At 72.0% G+C, this 16,538-nt stretch carries 15 protein-coding genes; 5 read left to right on the top strand and 10 right to left on the bottom strand.

Annotation, left to right across the window (positions count from 1 at the left end):
• Nucleotides 1–34: 34 nt before the first annotated feature.
• The 10 genes from pstA to ACFVXA_RS15370 form a co-directional block, all read right to left on the bottom strand.
• The gene (gene pstA, locus ACFVXA_RS15415; protein WP_362026911.1) at nucleotides 35–1,096 is read right to left on the bottom strand and encodes a phosphate ABC transporter permease PstA; all 1,062 of its coding nucleotides are present in this window, start codon (nucleotides 1,094–1,096) and stop codon (nucleotides 35–37) included.
• Nucleotides 1,093–2,100: a phosphate ABC transporter permease subunit PstC gene (gene pstC, locus ACFVXA_RS15410; protein ID WP_362026908.1), complete on the bottom strand. Its 1,008-nt coding sequence runs from the start codon at nucleotides 2,098–2,100 to the stop codon at nucleotides 1,093–1,095. Before pstC ends, pstA begins: the two co-directional genes overlap by 4 nt.
• A gap of 104 nt (nucleotides 2,101–2,204) precedes the next feature.
• Nucleotides 2,205–3,335 (bottom strand): phosphate ABC transporter substrate-binding protein PstS, encoded by a 1,131-nt coding sequence (pstS, locus tag ACFVXA_RS15405; protein ID WP_362026905.1) that lies wholly within the window; start codon nucleotides 3,333–3,335, stop codon nucleotides 2,205–2,207.
• A gap of 503 nt (nucleotides 3,336–3,838) precedes the next feature.
• A complete protein-coding gene (locus ACFVXA_RS15400) occupies nucleotides 3,839–4,252 on the bottom strand; it encodes an NUDIX hydrolase (protein WP_383739276.1) in 414 nt (137 codons plus the stop codon).
• A gap of 45 nt (nucleotides 4,253–4,297) precedes the next feature.
• Entirely contained in the window at nucleotides 4,298–5,470 is a 1,173-nt protein-coding gene (locus tag ACFVXA_RS15395) for a CHAD domain-containing protein (RefSeq protein ID WP_390025235.1), read from the bottom strand.
• Nucleotides 5,451–7,682: an RNA degradosome polyphosphate kinase gene (locus ACFVXA_RS15390; RefSeq protein WP_362026894.1), complete on the bottom strand. Its 2,232-nt coding sequence runs from the start codon at nucleotides 7,680–7,682 to the stop codon at nucleotides 5,451–5,453. Before ACFVXA_RS15390 ends, ACFVXA_RS15395 begins: the two co-directional genes overlap by 20 nt.
• 426 nt (nucleotides 7,683–8,108) lie before the next feature.
• The gene (locus ACFVXA_RS15385; protein WP_390025233.1) at nucleotides 8,109–9,071 is read right to left on the bottom strand and encodes a hypothetical protein; all 963 of its coding nucleotides are present in this window, start codon (nucleotides 9,069–9,071) and stop codon (nucleotides 8,109–8,111) included.
• Nucleotides 9,068–10,093: an ABC transporter permease gene (locus ACFVXA_RS15380; protein ID WP_389745619.1), complete on the bottom strand. Its 1,026-nt coding sequence runs from the start codon at nucleotides 10,091–10,093 to the stop codon at nucleotides 9,068–9,070. Before ACFVXA_RS15380 ends, ACFVXA_RS15385 begins: the two co-directional genes overlap by 4 nt.
• Nucleotides 10,090–10,974, bottom strand: a complete 885-nt coding sequence (locus tag ACFVXA_RS15375) for an ABC transporter ATP-binding protein (RefSeq protein WP_390025231.1) — start codon at nucleotides 10,972–10,974, stop codon at nucleotides 10,090–10,092. Before ACFVXA_RS15375 ends, ACFVXA_RS15380 begins: the two co-directional genes overlap by 4 nt.
• The gene (locus tag ACFVXA_RS15370; protein WP_389932302.1) at nucleotides 10,971–11,426 is read right to left on the bottom strand and encodes a GntR family transcriptional regulator; all 456 of its coding nucleotides are present in this window, start codon (nucleotides 11,424–11,426) and stop codon (nucleotides 10,971–10,973) included. The genes ACFVXA_RS15375 and ACFVXA_RS15370 overlap by 4 nt, the downstream gene beginning before the upstream one ends.
• A gap of 125 nt (nucleotides 11,427–11,551) precedes the next feature.
• Between ACFVXA_RS15370 and ACFVXA_RS15365 the strand changes: the two genes are divergently transcribed.
• The 5 genes from ACFVXA_RS15365 (at nucleotide 11,552) to ACFVXA_RS15345 (ending at nucleotide 16,455) form a co-directional block, all read left to right on the top strand.
• Nucleotides 11,552–12,094, top strand: a complete 543-nt coding sequence (locus ACFVXA_RS15365) for an RNA polymerase sigma factor (protein WP_362026878.1) — start codon at nucleotides 11,552–11,554, stop codon at nucleotides 12,092–12,094.
• Nucleotides 12,095–12,249: 155 nt separating this feature from the next.
• Nucleotides 12,250–13,101, top strand: coding sequence for a zf-HC2 domain-containing protein (locus ACFVXA_RS15360; protein WP_390025229.1), 852 nt, complete (start codon nucleotides 12,250–12,252; stop codon nucleotides 13,099–13,101).
• Nucleotides 13,102–13,148: 47 nt separating this feature from the next.
• Nucleotides 13,149–14,009, top strand: coding sequence for an ABC transporter ATP-binding protein (locus ACFVXA_RS15355; protein ID WP_390025227.1), 861 nt, complete (start codon nucleotides 13,149–13,151; stop codon nucleotides 14,007–14,009).
• Nucleotides 14,006–15,745 carry an ABC transporter permease gene (locus tag ACFVXA_RS15350; protein WP_390025225.1) on the top strand — a complete coding sequence of 580 codons (1,740 nt, stop codon included), beginning with the start codon at nucleotides 14,006–14,008 and terminating at the stop codon, nucleotides 15,743–15,745. Before ACFVXA_RS15355 ends, ACFVXA_RS15350 begins: the two co-directional genes overlap by 4 nt.
• Before the next feature lie 92 nt (nucleotides 15,746–15,837).
• A complete protein-coding gene (locus tag ACFVXA_RS15345; RefSeq protein WP_390025223.1) occupies nucleotides 15,838–16,455 on the top strand; it encodes an ABC transporter in 618 nt (205 codons plus the stop codon).
• Nucleotides 16,456–16,538 lie beyond the last annotated feature (83 nt).

The following is a 16,538-nucleotide window of genomic DNA, read 5'->3' as shown; positions in this document are numbered from 1 at the left end:
CCAGAGATTCAGATCGGTCGCTGAGGAGGCCGCGTCAGCGACCGGTCTTCGGGGCCTTCCAGCGGGCGATGCCGCGAGCCCCGAGGTTGAGGATCATCACGAAGGCGATCAGCGTGAGCGACGCCGCCCAGGCTCGGTCGTACGCCGCGTTGGCACCCGCGCTGTTCGCGTACTGCTGGTAGATGTACAGCGGCAGCGACGACTGCGCACCCTCGAAGGGGTTGTTGTTGATGAACCGGTTGCCGAACACCAGCAGCAGCACCGGTGCGGTCTCGCCGGCGATACGGGCGACCGCCAGCATGATGCCGGTGGTGATGCCGCCGATGGAGGTCGGCAGGACGACCTTCAGGATGGTGCGCCACTTGGGCACGCCCAGTGCCAAGGATGCCTCACGCAGCTCGTTCGGTACGAGCTTGAGCATCTCCTCGGTGGAGCGGACCACGACCGGCATCATCAGGATGGCCAGGGCGAGCGAACCGGCGAAGCCGAAGGGCTGCATGTCGAAGATCAGCATGAGGCTGAGGATGAACAGACCGGCGACGATCGACGGGATACCGGTCATCACGTCGACGAAGAAGGTGACGGCCCGGGCGAGGTGGCCGCGCCCGTACTCCACCAGGTAGATCGCGGTGAGCACACCGATCGGGGCACCGATGATGGTGGCCAGACCCACCTGCTCCAGGCTGCCGATGATGGCGTGGTAGATACCGCCGCCCGGCTCGGAGTCGGCGACCACACCCATCGAGTGGCTCAGGAAGTAGACGTCGAGGACCTTCACACCGCGCTTGATCGTCGTCCAGAGCAGGGAGACGAGCGGCACCACGGCGATCAGGAAGGCGACCCAGACGAGGCTGGTCGCGACCCGGTCCTTGGCCTGGCGGCGGCCCTCGACGCGCGCGGCGATGCCGTACGTACCGAGGACGAAGAGGATCGCGGCGATCAGACCCCACTGGATCTTGCTGTGCAGACCGCCGAGCAGCCCGATGGCCAAGGCGAGGACGATCGCGCCCGCGGCGATCGCCCAGGGCGACCACTTCGGCAGGCTGGCGCCGCGCAGGGGGCTGGGGCGCTTGTCGGCGATGGGTGCGGTGCTCATGCGTTGGCCCCCGAGTACTCCTTGCGGCGGGCGATGATGAGGCGGGCCGCGCCGTTGACCAGCAGGGTGATGACGAACAGGATCAGACCGGATGCGATGAGCGCGTCACGGCCGTCCGCCGTCGCCTCGCTGAACTTGCTGGCGATGTTCTGGGCGAAGGTGCCGCCGCCCGGGTTGAGCAGGCTGCCGTGGATCAGGAAGTCCGGCGACAGGACGGTCGCGACGGCCATCGTCTCGCCGAGCGCGCGGCCGAGGCCCAGCATCGAGGCGGAGATGACGCCGGAGCGGCCGAAGGGCAGCACCGACATGCGGACGACCTCCCAGCGCGTGGCGCCGAGGGCGAGGGCCGCTTCCTCATGCGTCTGCGGGACCTGGCGGAAGACCTCGCGGCTCACGTTGGTGATGATCGGAAGGATCATGATCGCGAGCAGGATGCCGACGGTGAGCATCGAGCGGGGGGCGCCGCCGTCCCAGGAGAAGATCCCGGTCCAGCCGAAGTAGGAGTTGAGCCAGCCGAAGAGGCCGTTCATGTGCGGTACGAGGACGAGTGCGCCCCACAGGCCGTACACGATGGACGGCACGGCGGCGAGCAGGTCGATCACGTACGCGATGGTGCCGCCCAGCTTGCGCGGGGAGTAGTGCGTGATGAAGAGCGCGATGGCGACCGCGATCGGGACCGCGAGGACCATGGCGATGATCGAGGAGACCACCGTGCCGAAGGCCAGGACGGCGATGCCGAAGACCGGCGGGTTGAGGTTGGTGTTCCACTCGAAGGTGGTGAGGAAGTTGCCGTGGTCCCTGCCGATGGCGAGGGAGGCACGGTAGGTGAGGAAGACCGCGATGGCGGCCATGATCACCAACAGGAGGATGCCCGAGCCGCGGGAGAGACCGAGGAAGATCCGGTCACCGGGTCGGGTGGTGCCGCGGGACGCGCGCTTCTGCTCGGTCACGGTCGACCGGGGGGCTGGGGGAGGGGCTGCGGTGTGCTGTGTCGATATGTCCATCGGGTTCTCCGGTCTGCGGTGTCACACGCGACGTGCGGCACCTGGCGGCGGTGCACCGGACGATGCGGCCGGACCCCTGAGCGGGGCCCGGCCGCACTCTCAGGTCAGCTGATGCTCGCGATGGTGCTGCGAACCTTGGTGATGATCTCAGCGGGCATCGGCGCGTACTTGATGCCGCCCAGAACGTTCTGGCCGTCCTCGGACGCGATGTAGGTCAGGAACGCCTTGGTGGCGGCGAGGCTGTCCGCCTTGTTGCCCTTGTCGCAGACGATCTCGTACGTGACCAGGGTGATCGGGTAGGCGCCCTCGGCCTTGGTCGCGTAGTTCAGCTTGAGGGACAGGTCCTTGCCGGTGCCGACGACCTTGGCGTCGGCGATGGCCTTGGTGGCGCTGTCGGTGCTGGGCGCGACGGGGGCGGAGGCGCCCGTGTCGATGCTGACCGCCTTGATGCCGTCGCTCACGTACGACAGCTCGAAGTAGCCGATGGCGCCGGCGGTCTGCTTGACCTGCTGGGCCACACCCGCGGACTGCGGAGCGGACTGGCCGCCCTTGGCCTGCCAGGCCTTGCCGCCGGAGTACTTCCAGTTGTCCGGGGTGGCGGCGATCAGGTACTTGGTGAAGTTGTCCGTGGTGCCGGACTCGTCCGAGCGGTGGAACGCCTGGATCTTGAGGTCGGGCAGCTTGGCGGACTTGTTCAGCGCGGCGATCGCCGGGTCGTTCCACTTGGTGATCTTGCTGTCGAAGATCTTGGCGAGGGTCGGCGCGTCCAGGACCAGGTTGTCCACACCCGGGACGTTGTAGCCGAGGGCGATCGGGCCGCCGACCATCGGGAGGTCGATGCCCTGGCCGCCGCCCGTGCAGATCTTCTTGGAGGCGGTGACCTCTTCGGGCTTCAGCGCGGAGTCGGAACCGGCGAAGGCGACGGTGCCCTGGGTGAACGCGGTGACGCCGGCGCCGGAGCCGCCGCCCTTGTAGTTGATCTGGACGCCGGAGCAGGCGGTGCTGAAGTTCTTCACCCACGCGTCGATCGCGTTCTTCTGCGCGGACGAGCCATCGGCGAGCAGCTGACCCTTGGCGTTGTCACACTTGATCGAGCTCGCGTTCGCGGACGACGAGGCGTTGCCGCTGCTCTTGCCGCCGTTGTCGTCAGAGCCGCACGCCGTGAGGGCCAGGGCGCCGGAGACGGCGAGAGCACCGAGGGTGAGGGCCCGCCGGTTCATGCGCTGAAGCTTCACTTTCGGGAGTTCCTTCCAGGAGCCGCCGTCTGGTGGCGGCGTGCGAAGTCTGTGTAACGCGGTTGGTGACACGGTCTGTAACGCGGAGAACATCCGAGGACGCGCTCCGCACCGTGTAAGGCCGAAATTAGGCAGAACAGGTGAAGGCGCCGATGGCCGTAAGTGAACGGGGGGTGAACCCCTGCGGTCGGTGCGGTGAGGTCACGGAACGCTTACGTCGAGGACACGAGGGCATTCCATTGGCTCGGGCCGTGAAGTGACGGACGAGTGAGGCGGTGGTTACGCGCGGGTTGTGGGTGGCTGAGCGCCCTCGGTGGCCGAGCGCCCTCGGTGTGTGAGCGCCCCTGGCGGGCGGGCGCCCTCGGTGGCTGAGCGCCCCCGGCGGGTGAGTGCTCTCCGTGGCCGGGCGTCCCCGGTGGGCGGGCGCGCCCACGCGCCGGAGCCGCACGGTGGCGCGGCCTTGTGATGTCGCGGTCCCGCGTCCCTGGGGACGCGGTTCCTGATCAGGCTAGGTGAAATGTGCTCAAAAGGGCGTCCACCAGGTTGCGGTCCCTGAGCTGGGTCAGCCGGTTGCGGGCGGCGGTGGGGGAGAGCCAGAGGATGCGGTCGACCTCGCGGTTGGGCGTGAAGTGTCCGTCCGTCGCCTCGGCCGCCCAGTAGCGGACCTCCTTGGGGCGGCCGTCGACGGCGTAGCGCAGGGAGGGGAGCGCGGCGCCCGGGACGGCGACGTACCCCGTCTCCTCCTCGACCTCGCGCACCGCGCCCACCAGGGCGTCCTCGCCCCGCTTCAGCTTGCCCTTCGGGTGCGACCAGTCGTCGTACTTCGGGCGGTGGACGAGGCAGATCTCCACCTCGCCGTCGAACGGGGAGCGGCGCCACAGGACGCAGCCCGCCGCCTTGATGGTGTCGTCGGCCATGGTGTCTCCCTCGTCGTCCGTCACGGGCCCTCCGTCAGAAGTCGCTCAGGTGGTGCGTACCGCCGTCTTCTGCCATGCCTGCTGGAACGCGAACCTGGCCGCCTCCACCTCGTGCCGCTGGTCGGCGTGGAGCACGCCGAGCGCGTACGCCGTCGCCGGGGCGATCCGCGGGGTGCGCGCCGCCGACGCCGCTGCCGACGCCGCCTCCGCCGCGTCCCGGTGGAGGTTGAGGGCCTGACCCGCGGCGAGGAGCCGTCCGTCGACGGGGCACTCCTCGCCGTACAGGACCTCGCGGGCGTAGCGGTGCAGCCGCAGCAGCAGGCGGACCTGGTGCCAGGGGGCGTCCTGCGGCTGGGGCGCGGTGTCCGCGGAGAGGCCGTGCACGAGGGCCTCCGCGTTGTAGGGGTGGCCCGCGGTGAGCAGCGGCAGTGCGGCGACGGCGTCGGTGAGGCGGTCCTCGGCGGCGGCGGCCAGGGGGCGTGGGTCGGTCGTGTACGCCGCCGGGGTCAGCGGCACCTCGCTGGCGAGGACCGCCACGCGGTCGGCGACCGCGTGGAAGCGGGAGGAACCCAGGGCCTGGAGTGCCGCCGAGTGGGCCCTCGTGCGGGCCAGGGTCAGCTGGCGGTCGAGGAGGGCGCCCGCTTTGGCGGCGCCCACCGTCAGGTTGCCGGTGGGCTGGGTGCGGGGTCCGGAGTTGACCGGTTCCGCCGTGCCCACCCTCCCCCGAGAACCTCCGACGAGCTCGGGTTCAGGGGGGACTCCCATCGCCCCGGCGGATCGGCCGCCCACGGCGGAGGCGGTCTGCACCGGAAGGGCTGCCATACCCGACAGGCGGTTCAGCGCGCTCAGCAGACGCTCGAGCCGGGCCGCGTACGCGTGTTCGCGGGCCAACGTGCCGGACAGCCAGGCCAGTTCCGGGCGGATGGCCTCCGACCAGTCCGGGTCGAGGAGCGGCCGGAAGGTGTGGAGGCTGCCGCTGATGCGGCGGGCCGAGCGGCGCAGGGCGCGCGCCGCGTCGACGGACCCCTCCGAGCCGTTGTCCCCCACTCTCGACTTCGCTCGGCCTGCGGGACCCCCGTCGCCGCCGGCCTCCCGGTGCTGGCGCAGCGAACGGAGGAACTCCGTGGCCTGGGCCCGCAGATAGCCCGCGAGGGCATCACCGGTGGGGGAGGGCCCGGTCGTGGGGTCGGTGGGGGGATCAAGGTGCTGCTGTGCCACGCCGGCGCCTCCGGGCGTCTATGAGCATCTCCTGGACGTTCCGCAGGGGCTGGCCATCCGCGTCGGTCGCGTGCCGCGTCCACTCGCCGTCGGGGCCCAGGTGCCAGGAGGCGGTGGTGTCGGACATGCCGGTCTCGAGGAGCCGGTTGAGCGCGGCGCGATGAGCCGGGTCGGTGACCCTGACCAGCGCTTCGATCCGCCGGTCGAGGTTGCGGTGCATCATGTCGGCGCTGCCGATCCACACCTCGGGTTCGCCGCCGTTGCCGAAGGCGAAGACCCGGGAGTGTTCGAGGAAGCGGCCGAGGATGGAGCGGACCCGTATGTTTTCGGACAGGCCGGTGACGCCCGGGCGCACCGCGCAGATGCCGCGCACCCAGACGTCGACGGGTACGCCGGCCTGCGACGCGCGGTACAGCGCGTCGATGATCGCCTCGTCCACCATCGAGTTGACCTTGATGCGGACGAAGGCGGGGCGTCCGGACTTGTGGTGCTGGACTTCCTTGTCGATGCGCGAGATCAGGCCGTCGCGCAGCGACTTGGGGGCGACCAGGAGCCGGCGGTAGGTCTCGCGGCGCGAGTAGCCGGAGAGCCGGTTGAAGAGGTCGGAGAGGTCCGCGCCGACCTGCGGGTCCGCGGTCAGCAGCCCCAGGTCCTCATAGAGCCGGGCCGTCTTGGGGTGGTAGTTGCCCGTGCCGACGTGGGAGTAGCGGCGCAGGGTGTCGCCCTCCTGCCGTACGACGAGCGACAGCTTGCAGTGCGTCTTCAGACCGACCAGGCCGTATACGACATGGCAGCCGGACTCCTCCAGCTTGCGGGCCCACTTGATGTTGGCCTGCTCGTCGAAGCGTGCCTTGATCTCGACCAGCACCAGGACCTGCTTGCCGGACTCGGCCGCGTCTATCAGCGCGTCCACGATCGGCGAGTCGCCCGAGGTCCGGTACAGGGTCTGCTTGATGGCGAGCACGTCCGGGTCGGACGCGGCCTGCTCCAGGAACGCCTGCACCGAGGTGGAGAAGGAGTCGTACGGGTGGTGCAGCAGGACGTCGCGCTCGCGCAGGGCGGCGAAGATGTCGGGCGCGGACGCCGACTCGACCTCCGCGAGGTCGCGGTGGGTGCCCGCGATGAACTTCGGGTACTTCAGTTCGGGCCGGTCGAGGGCGCCGATGCCGAAGAGGCCGGTGAGGTCCAGGGGACCCGGCAGCGGGTACACCTCGGCCTCGGAGATCTTCAACTCGCGTACGAGGAGATCGAGGACGTACCGGTCGATGGACTCCTCGACCTCCAGGCGCACCGGCGGTCCGAAGCGGCGCCGCATGAGTTCCTTCTCCAGCGCCTGGAGCAGGTTCTCGGCGTCGTCCTCCTCGACCTCCAGGTCCTCGTTCCGGGTGAGGCGGAAGGTGTGGTGCTCCAACACCTCCATGCCCGGGAAGAGCTCCTCCAGGTGGGCCGCGATCACGTCCTCGATGGGGACGTAGCGGTTCGGGGAGGCCTCCAGGAAGCGGGAGAGCAGCGGCGGGACCTTGACGCGCGCGAAGTGCCGGTGGCCGGAGACGGGGTTGCGGACCACGACGGCGAGATTGAGCGAGAGCCCCGAGATGTACGGGAAGGGGTGCGCGGGGTCGACCGCCAGCGGGGTCAGGACCGGGAAGATCTGGTGCCGGAAGAGCGTGAAGAGGCGGGCCTGCTCCTTCTCGGTCAGCTCGCTCCAGCGGACCAGGTGGATGCCCTCCTCCGCGAGCGCGGGGGCGACGTCCTCCTGGTAGCAGGCGGCGTGCCGGGCCATGAGCTCGCGCGAACGGGCCCAGATCATCTCCAGGACCTCGCGGGGCTGCAGCCCGGAGGCGGACTTGGTGGCCACGCCGGTCGCGATACGGCGCTTCAGGCCCGCCACCCGGACCATGAAGAACTCGTCCAGGTTGCTGGCGAAGATCGCCAGGAAGTTGGCGCGCTCCAGGAGCGGCGTGTTCGGGTCCTCGGCGAGCTCGAGAACCCGCTCGTTGAACGCCAGCCAGCTGCGCTCCCGGTCCAGGAAACGGCCCTGCGGCAGCGTGATGCCGTCCTGCACCGTGTCCTCGTACGCGTCGAGGTCCGCGTCGATGTCGGGCTCGAGATCGGAGACCGCCGCCGACACGGTGTGCGGGCGGTGAGCGGCTATGGAGCCGACGGACGGCTGCGGGTGCTGGACCGGTGCCTGGGCGCTGGGCTGGTTCATGGACCCATTCTTCCGCGCCAGGGGCGAGACCGGCGCGTCGGAGAGGGCGAGCGGCAGCGCGGCGGTCCGGAAATTCCCGTTCCGGATCGCTGGCGTGGCCTCACTCCCCGTCGTCGGGGAGGACTCGTTCTCCGGCGGAGGCGAAGGCTCGGGCACGGCGGGCTGCATTGGTCGAGCGTCGCAAGGTCGTCTGAATCGATGGTTAAGACGACATGACGTGCGGGATATCGGGGGGCGGCTCCCGGACGTCCACACGCACGGGGATCCCGTCCGGCGGCCGCCGGGAGCCGGGTACGCGCCCACCCCCGTGGGGCGCGTACGGCTTCGGAGCCCCGTGACGGTCTTACGGGATGCGGCGGCGGAACCCGATGGTCGCCGCGGTGCGGCGGCGCGGCAGCCAGAGGGCGGCGGGGGTGGCGAGGGCGGTCAAACCGTGAGCTCCTGGTGGCCGGCTGCCGCGCCCGTATGGCGCTTGAGCAGGCGGAACGCGAGGACGGTGGCGAGGGCGGCGACGGCGAGGAGGATGCCGGTCTCCACCAGGTTCATGGGCCAGAAGTGGGACCGGGGGTGATAGATGGCGTAGTAGCCGTCGATGCCCATGGCGTCGAGGCAGCGCTTGATCTCGCCGGGGGAGCCGTGGCACGCCGTGTGGTCGAGGCCCTCGACGCGGTGCCCGCGGGTGACGGTGCCGTTCTCGACCTGCCACACGCTGTCGGACACCTCGAACGCCTTGGTCGACGTGCGGGTCACCGCGGGCCAGAAGTCCTCGCGGTGCCGTTCCAGGAACTGGTTGAGCACCACCATCACGGCGACCGAGACCCCCATGGCGGGCAGCGAGCGGCGCAGCACGAGCGCGGTGAGCGCGCCGACCGCGAGGGCGCACAGGCCGTACGCCACCACGGCCGGGCCACGGTCGGCGAACACGTCGGCGAAGGTCCAGTCGTCGCCCATCAGGTCCCGGTTCGCCGACCAGGCCCAGCGGTAGACCGGTATGAAGAGCGCGCCGCCGAGGGCGATCGCCAGTGCGGGCACGGTGAGCTTGGCGGCCAGCCAACGGGCGGGGGAGACGCCCTGGGTCCAGGCGAGCCGTGCGGTGCCGGACTCCAGTTCACCTCCGATCAGCGCGCCGCCCGCCCAGGCGGCGACGACCCAGAAGCTGTAGTACACGCAGGTGCTGACCCAGCCCATCGGCTCGCTGTAGTCGAGGGTCGCCCACATGGAGCCGCAGAAGCCCTGGTGGGCGGGGCACGACGCCGCTTCCGCGCGCGCGGCGCCCGCGGTGATCTCGGTCAGCCGGACCAGGCAGACGAGCGCGGCCGCCACGAAGACGCCCCACACGATCAGGGCCGGGCGGTGCAGCCGCAGCATCGTGCGCGCCAGGCCGGTCATGGGGTGGCCGCCTTGCCGCCGTCGGTCGCTCCGGTGGTGCGCTTGAGGAGGCGGAACGCGGCCACCGTCAGGGCGGCGGTGACGGCGAGGACGAGGGCGCTCGCGGTCAGTTGGAGGGGCCAGTAGTGGGACTGGGGGTGGTAGTCGTTGTAGAAGCTGACGGCGTCGAGCTTGTCGTAGGCGGCCTGGCAGCTCGCGTAGGTGCCGCTGCCGCAGTACGCGTCGGCGATGCGCTCGCCGCTGGAGGTGAGGAGGCCCTGGGAGACGCTGATGCCCGAGCCCGAGGGGCCGTCGCGCTTGAGGGCGGCGACCTTGGTGACGGTGGGCCAGAGGTGGGGTGTGGCCGTGCTGAGGGCACCCCACAGGCCGCCGGTGGCGAACACCGAGCCGACGAGCGCGGCGAGGGAGTTGGGCAGCACCAGGCCGATGAGCGCGCCGATCGCCAGGCCCGCCAGGGCGAGGGCGACGGGGACGGTGCCGTTGGCGGCGAAGGTCCCGGTGTCGTACCACCGCTTGGCGGTGTCGATACGGCCCTGGCCCGTCGACCACGCCCAGTGGTGCAGCAGCGCCAGCAGACCGGTTCCCACGGTGATCAGCGCGGCCGGGACGGCGAGCTTGGCGGCCAGCCAGCGGATCGGGGCGACCGACTGGGTCCAGACCAGGTGAGCGGTGCCGTTCTCCAGTTCGCGGCTGGTCAGCGTGGCGCCCGACCAGGCGGCGACCAGGAACGGGACGGCGAGGACGGCGTAGGTCGTGTACCCGTACCAGTCCTTGTAGCGCAGGATCGCGGCCTGGTCGTACCCGCAGTTCGCCGTCCGGCAGGCGTCGATCTGCCGCCAGGCGTGCGCCGAGGCGTCGGTGAGCGGGCCGCCGACGCAGAACAGGGCGGTGCCGAGGACGATCACGAGTCCCGCCCAGGCGAGCAGGTCCGGTCGGTGCAGACGCAGCAGCCAGCGGACCGGGCTCGGCCGGCCGGCCGGGCGTCCGGTGGCCGGGGGCGCGGGGGTGGCGAGGGCGCTCACGCGACGGTCTCCCGCTTCTTGTCGGTCATGGATGCCTGGGGGTTGCGCAGATAGGAGAGGACGAGCTCCTCCAGCGTGGGCGGATCGGACCGCCAGTCGCCGGGGAGCGGGCCGGCCGGGCGGATCAGCGCGGTGAGCTGGCGGCCGGTGGTGCGGGACTCGACGACGGTGTGCGGGTCGAGGACCGACTGCGCGGACGCGGATACGCGCGTGTGGGCGGCCAGCAGGTCGTCGATCTCGCCCGCGAGGCGGACCCGGCCGCCGCCGATCAGCAGCAGATGGTCGCAGGAGTCCTCCAACTCGGCGACCACGTGCGAGGACATCACGATCGTGGTGCCGTACTGGGCGGCCTGCGCCATGAGGACGCCCATCATCTCGTGGCGGGCCAGCGGGTCCAGGTCGGCCATCGGCTCGTCCAGGAGCAGCAGTTCGGGCCGCTTGGCCAGGGCGAGGGCGAGCGCCACGCGGGTGCGCTGGCCGCCGGAGAGCGAGCGGATCCGGGACTTCGGGTCGAGGTCGCCGCCGGCCACGATGCGCTCGGCGGTGGCCGCGTCCCAGCGGTCGGTGTTGAGGTCGGCGCCCATGCGCAGCGTCTCGGCGACCGTGATCCGCCGGTACAGCGGCTTGTCCTGGGCGACGAACCCGACCCGCTCGCGTGCCGCGCCCGGCAGTCCTCCCAGGACGGCGATCGCGCCCTCGGTCGGGGCCAGCAGCCCGGCGGCGAGGGCGAGGAGGGTGGACTTGCCCGCGCCGTTGGGCCCCACGACCGCGCAGACCCGCCCGGCGGGCAGCCGGAAGGCGCAGTCCCGCAGCGCCCACCCTCCCCGCCGGCCGAAGCGTTTGCCGAGTGCGGCGGCCTCTATGGCGGTGTCGGTCGTCATGAAGGGTCTCCCTGCAAGTGCGTGTCGGTGTGCGTCGGTTCGGTGCGCGTCGGTTCGGAGGGCGTCGGTTCGGTGTGCGTCCCGAAGTGCGTTTCGAGTACGGCGGTGAAGAGTGCGGCCACGTCGTCGCGGTCGAGCCCGGCCTCGCGGGCGCGCTCGGCCCAGGCGTCGAGTTCGGTGCGCAGGGGCGAGTCGGCCGGGGTGGTGCTCAGCCCTTTGCGCACGAAGGTGCCGAGGCCCCGTCGCGCCTCGACCAGTCCCTCGCGCTCCAGCTCGCGATAGGCCTTCAGGACGGTGTTCGGGTTGATGGCGGTGGCCTCGACGACCTCGCGGGCCGTGGGCAGCTTGTCGCCGGGCTCCAGCATCCCCAGACGCAGCGCCTGTTTGGTCTGCTGGACGATCTGGACGTAGGTGGCCACGCCGCTGTGCCGGTCGATGCGGTATTCGACCACTCGGAACAACCACCCTTTCACTAATTGAGTAGTGAAAGGGTGGTGCAAGATGGTGTGCGGAGTCAAGAGCGAGATCTTCCGGCGGGGCCGTGAACCGATCGGCCGGTCTCGTCCGATGAGGGGTTGTGAGGGAAACGAGAAGCGACGGGGAGCTGCTGCGGGCCATCGCGGCGGACGGGGACCGTCGGGCCTTCGAGGAGCTGTACCGGCGGTACGCGCCGTGGCTGACCGCGCGGCTGCGCGGCCGGTGCGCGGACGCCGGGGTCGTCGACGACGTCGTGCAGGAGACGTTCCTCGCCGTGTGGCGCGGGACCGCCCGCTACCGCGAGGAGGGCGACGCGGCCGGCTGGCTGTGGCGCATCGGCTCGCGCCGGCTGATCGACACCCTGCGCGGCGACGGCGCGCGCGGCCGGCTGCGGCAGGCGCTGGCCCGCCTCCGCCACCGCGACGAGGCCTCCGCCGAGGAACGCGTACTGGCCGGGGTCGAACACGGCGACCTGGCGGGCGCCCTGACCAGGCTCTCGCCCGAACTGCGGGCGGTGCTCCAGGCCACGGTGATCGACGGGCTCAGTACCCGCGAGGCGGCCGTCCTGCTCGGCATCCCGCCGGGCACGGTCAAGACACGGGCCCTACGGGCCCGCAAGCAACTGCGGGAGGCACTGGCATGAGCGACGACACGAATTCAGTTCCTCCGGCGGACAGCTCAGCCCCTCCGCCGTGTGAGGCACGGGGGTCTGGGGACGGAGCTCCCAAGGGACGGGAAGGGGCAGGGGCGGAGGGGGCGGAAACCGCTGCTCCGGCCGCCGCCGGCAGCCAGTGGCACGTGGACGAGGCCGACCTCCGGGCCTACGCCCAAGGCGAGTTGACCCCGCCCCGGCTCTGGTCCGCCGACACCCACCTCGCCGCGTGCGCACGGTGCCGCGAGACGCTGGCCTCGGTCGGCGACCCGGTCGCGCTGGACGCCGGATGGGAACGGCTCGACGCCGAACTCGACGCCCCGCGCCCGGGCCGGGTCGAGTCGCTGCTGGTGCGGGTCGGCGTCGCCGACCACACCGCCCGGCTGCTGGCCGCCACCCCCGTACTGCGCCGCTCCTGGCTGGGGGCGGTCACCGTCGTCCTCCTGATGACCGTGCTGGCGGCCAACACGATGCGGGCCGCGTCCTCGCCCACGCTGTTCCTCGCGCTCGCCCCGCTGCTCCCGCTCGCCGGGGTCGCGCTGTCGTACGGACCCGCGCTCGACCCGACGTACGAGATGGCGGTGGTCTCACCGACGCACGGCTTCCGGCTGCTGATGATCCGCACGATCGCGGTGCTGGCCGTCGGCCTGGGCCTGAACGGGCTGGCGACGCTGGCGCTCCCGTCGTACGGTCTGCGCGCCCTGGCCTGGCTGCTGCCCGCGCTCGCCCTGACCGGGACCGGGCTCGCCCTGACCGCCCGGCTGGGCCCGGTCCTCGCGCCCTGCCTGGTCGGCGGCGGGTGGATCACGCTGCTGGTGGCGGCGCGGGCGGCGAGCGAGGGCCACGGGACGCTCGCGCCGTTCACGGCGGCCGGCCAGGGCGTCGCCGGCGCGGTCGCGGCGCTCGCCGCCGGGCTGCTCTATCTCGCACGGGACCGGTTCGACGCCTCGCGCGTCCCCGTCGCCTTCACCGACTTCTCCGACAGGGGTGCCGCATGACCGCCGCCCCTGCCCGTCCCCACCCCCGCGACAGGAGTACCGCACGTATGACCCCCACTGTCTCCGCCTCCGGCCTCACCCTCCGCTACGGCGCGACCGTCGCTCTCGATGACGTCTCGCTGCGGCTGACCGAGGGCGTCACCGGGCTGCTCGGGCCCAACGGGGCCGGGAAAACCACCCTGTTGCGGGTCCTCGCGACCGCCGTACCCTCCGACCGCGGGGCCTTCACGGTGCTCGGGCACGACCCGGGCACGGCGGCCGGCCGCCTGGATGTGCGGCGGACGCTGGGCTATCTGCCGCAGACGCCCGGCTTCCACCCGGACTTCTCGGCCTTCGAGTTCGTCGACTATGTGGCGATCCTGAAGGAGCTGACGGACCGTACCGCCCGGCACCGGGAGGTGCGGCGCGTGCTGGAGGCCGTCGACCTGTCCGACGTACGGGGCAAGCGCATCAAGAGGCTGTCCGGCGGGATGCGCCAGCGGGTCGCGCTGGCGGCCGCGCTCGTCGGCGACCCCGGTTTCCTCGTCCTCGACGAGCCCACCGTCGGACTCGACCCCGAACAGCGCATGCGGTTCCGGGAGTTGATCGCCCAGGCGGGTGAAGGGCGGACGGTCCTCCTCTCCACCCACCAGACCGAGGATGTCGCGATGCTCTGCCACCGGGTGATCGTCATGGCCCGTGGAGGCGTCCGCTTCGAGGGCACGCCCGCCGAGCTGACCGCCCGGGCGGCCGGACGGGTGTGGAGCAGCACCGAACGGGATCCGGGCGCGCGCGCCGGATGGCGTACGGGCACGGGCTCCTTCCGCAACGTCGGTGACCCGCCCCCGGGCGCCGCCCTCGTCGAACCGACCCTGGAGGACGGCTACTTGCTGACGCTGGACGGCGAGCCGGCGGAGGTGGCCGCATGAGCACCACTCCAGACACCACTCCAGACACCACCCCAGACACCTCCTCGGGCACGAACCCCGGCACGAACCCCGGCGCGAACACCCGAACCGGCACCGTCGTGCGGGCGACGCCCACGGGGGTGGAGCCGCCCGCACCAACCAGGCCGACCGAGCAGTCCACGACGGCCGAGCAGTCCACGACGGCCGAGCTGTCCTTGACGGCTGAGCAACCCAGGACAACCGAGCAGTCCAGGCCGACCGAGCAGTCCAGGACGGCCGCCGTCCTCGCCCTCGCCCGCTTCGAGGCGCGCCAACTCCTGCTCCACATACCGGTGTGCGTCTTCCTCGTGGTGTACGTCGGCTACACCGGCTGGAAGGTGTTCAACGGCCGGGAGGGCATGGACGACTATCCGGTCCTCCAGGACGTCGACCGGTCCACCCAGACCGGGCCCGTGCTCCTCGCCATCGCCCTGCTCGTCTGCGTCAACCGCACCGTGCTGCGCTCCCGAAAGCGGGGCACCGACCAGCACTTCGACGTGCTGGTCATGGAGCCGTGGCGGCGTACGGTGGCGCACGCGCTGTCGGTGGTGCCGTTCGCCGCGATCACCGCGCTGGTCGTCCTCTTCCCGTTCACCTGGGCGGCGCTGAAGCCGGGCGCGGTCGGCCACGGCTCGCCCGCCGAACTGGCTGTGGGCCCGCTGGTGGTCCTGCTGTCCGGCGTCTGCGGTGTCCTGCTCGCGCGGCTGATCCCCTCCGGGTTCGCGGCTCCGCTCGCCGTGGTCGGCGCCTATGTCCTCACCGCCCTCGCGTCCACGGCCACGAACGGCGCGCACTGGACGCACTGGCTGTTCCCGGTCGTCTCCGAGGACGGGGCCGACCCCTTCCCCTCCGACCTGCTGGGCCGCCCGGCCGCCTGGCACGCGCTGTATCTGACGGGCCTCGTGGTGTTCCTGGCCGGTGTCGCGGTGCTGGTCGGCGGCGGTCGTACGCGCGCCGTCGGGGCGGTCACCGCGCTCGCCCTCGCCGCGACGGCCGCCGGCGTCGCCGGGCAGTCGCCGGGCGACTCGGCCGCGCTCGCCGCGGCCCGCGCGAAGGCGTCCGCCGGCCCGGAGAAGGTGCGGTCCTGCGTCGCGCACGGCAGGTCGACGTACTGCGCCTACCCCGAATGGACCGGCCTGACCGACGACTGGGCCTCGGTCGTCGGCCGTGTCCAGTCGCTCGCGGGCGGCGCCGCCGGGGGCGAGCGGCTGACCGTACGGCAGCGGGTCGACGCCCGCTACGGGCTGATCGACGACGCCGCGCTCGAGCCGTCGACCACGCCGGGCACGGTGACGGTCACCACCCGTTGGGGCGGCAACCGGATCCCCGAGTTCGCCGTCGGTGTGGCGTCGGTCCTGGTGACGGGCGACGAGAAGTCCGGCGGCGAGGTCTGCGACGCGCGCATGGTGACGATCATGTGGCTGGCCCTCGGCGCGGAGTCCGACCCGATGACCGCGTTCCGCAACGTCCGGCTCGACGACAGCACCGAGGGTTCCGCCTTCGTCCTGGCGGCCACGAACTCCCTCTCCATGACCGCCCGACAGACCGCGATCGTACGAGAGTTGCTGCACAAGCCGCGCTACAGCGTCACCGCCAAGGTGAAGGCCCACTGGACCGAACTCACCTCTCCCAAGACGTCCACGGCACGGGTCGCCCAGCTGCTGGGGGTTCCGGCCGGGCACGAGCGGGCATCGGGCGGCGACTCGTGCGGGGAGTAGCCACGGCCGGCACAGCCCCGGGCAGGGGCACCGGTCCCGCAGCCCCGGGCAGGGGCACCGGTTCCGCCGTCGTCCGCGCCCTTCTGCCGCCCGTGTGGCGCTCCCTGCCCCGGCGCCCCCTCGCGACCGCCAGTGCCCTGGGCCTGCTGCTCGCCGGGACCCCGCGACTGCTGTCCGCCCCGCCCGACGCGTGGCTGTGCCTCAACCTCCTGCGGGCCGCCGCGCTCGCCTTCGGTCTGGGCCTGGCCTTCCTGCTGGACGACCCGGCCCGGCACACCACCGCGGCGGTGCCGACCCGGCGTCCGGTGCGTGTCGGTCTGCGGGTGGCGCTCGTCGCCCCGTTCGCGGCGGTGTGGTGGACGGCCGCCCTGCTCCTCGTACCGGAGCAGGCACGGCCCCCGGTGGGCGCGGTCACCCTGGAGGCGGCCGCCATCGCCGTCCTCGCCCTGGCGGCGGCGACGGTGGCCGTGCGGTGCACGGACGTGACCGAACCGGGCGCCGCGGTGACGGCGGGACTGCTGCCCGTCGCGGTCGCCGCGCCGCTGCTGCCGCCCGAGCGGTGGACGCTCGTCGTGGCGGCGTCCGACCCGCGCTGGGACGGCGCCCACCAACGGTGGGCCGGGCTCCTGGTCGTGGCGGCGGTGGCGGGGGCGTTCTCCGTGGCGGAACCCCTGCGGCGGCGACGGGCAACCACCGTCGCTCACCGCTGACTCGACCCCCGCCGGGCTGCGGTCAGGACTCCGTCCGGTACATGCTGCGGTCAGGACTCCGTCCGGTACATGCTGCTGTCAGG

The organism is Streptomyces sp. NPDC058246 (genome assembly GCF_042881985.1).
Lineage (GTDB): Bacteria > Actinomycetota > Actinomycetes > Streptomycetales > Streptomycetaceae > Streptomyces.
The sequence above is the reverse complement of the archived record's forward strand: the minus strand, read 5'-3'. Positions and strand labels throughout refer to the sequence as shown.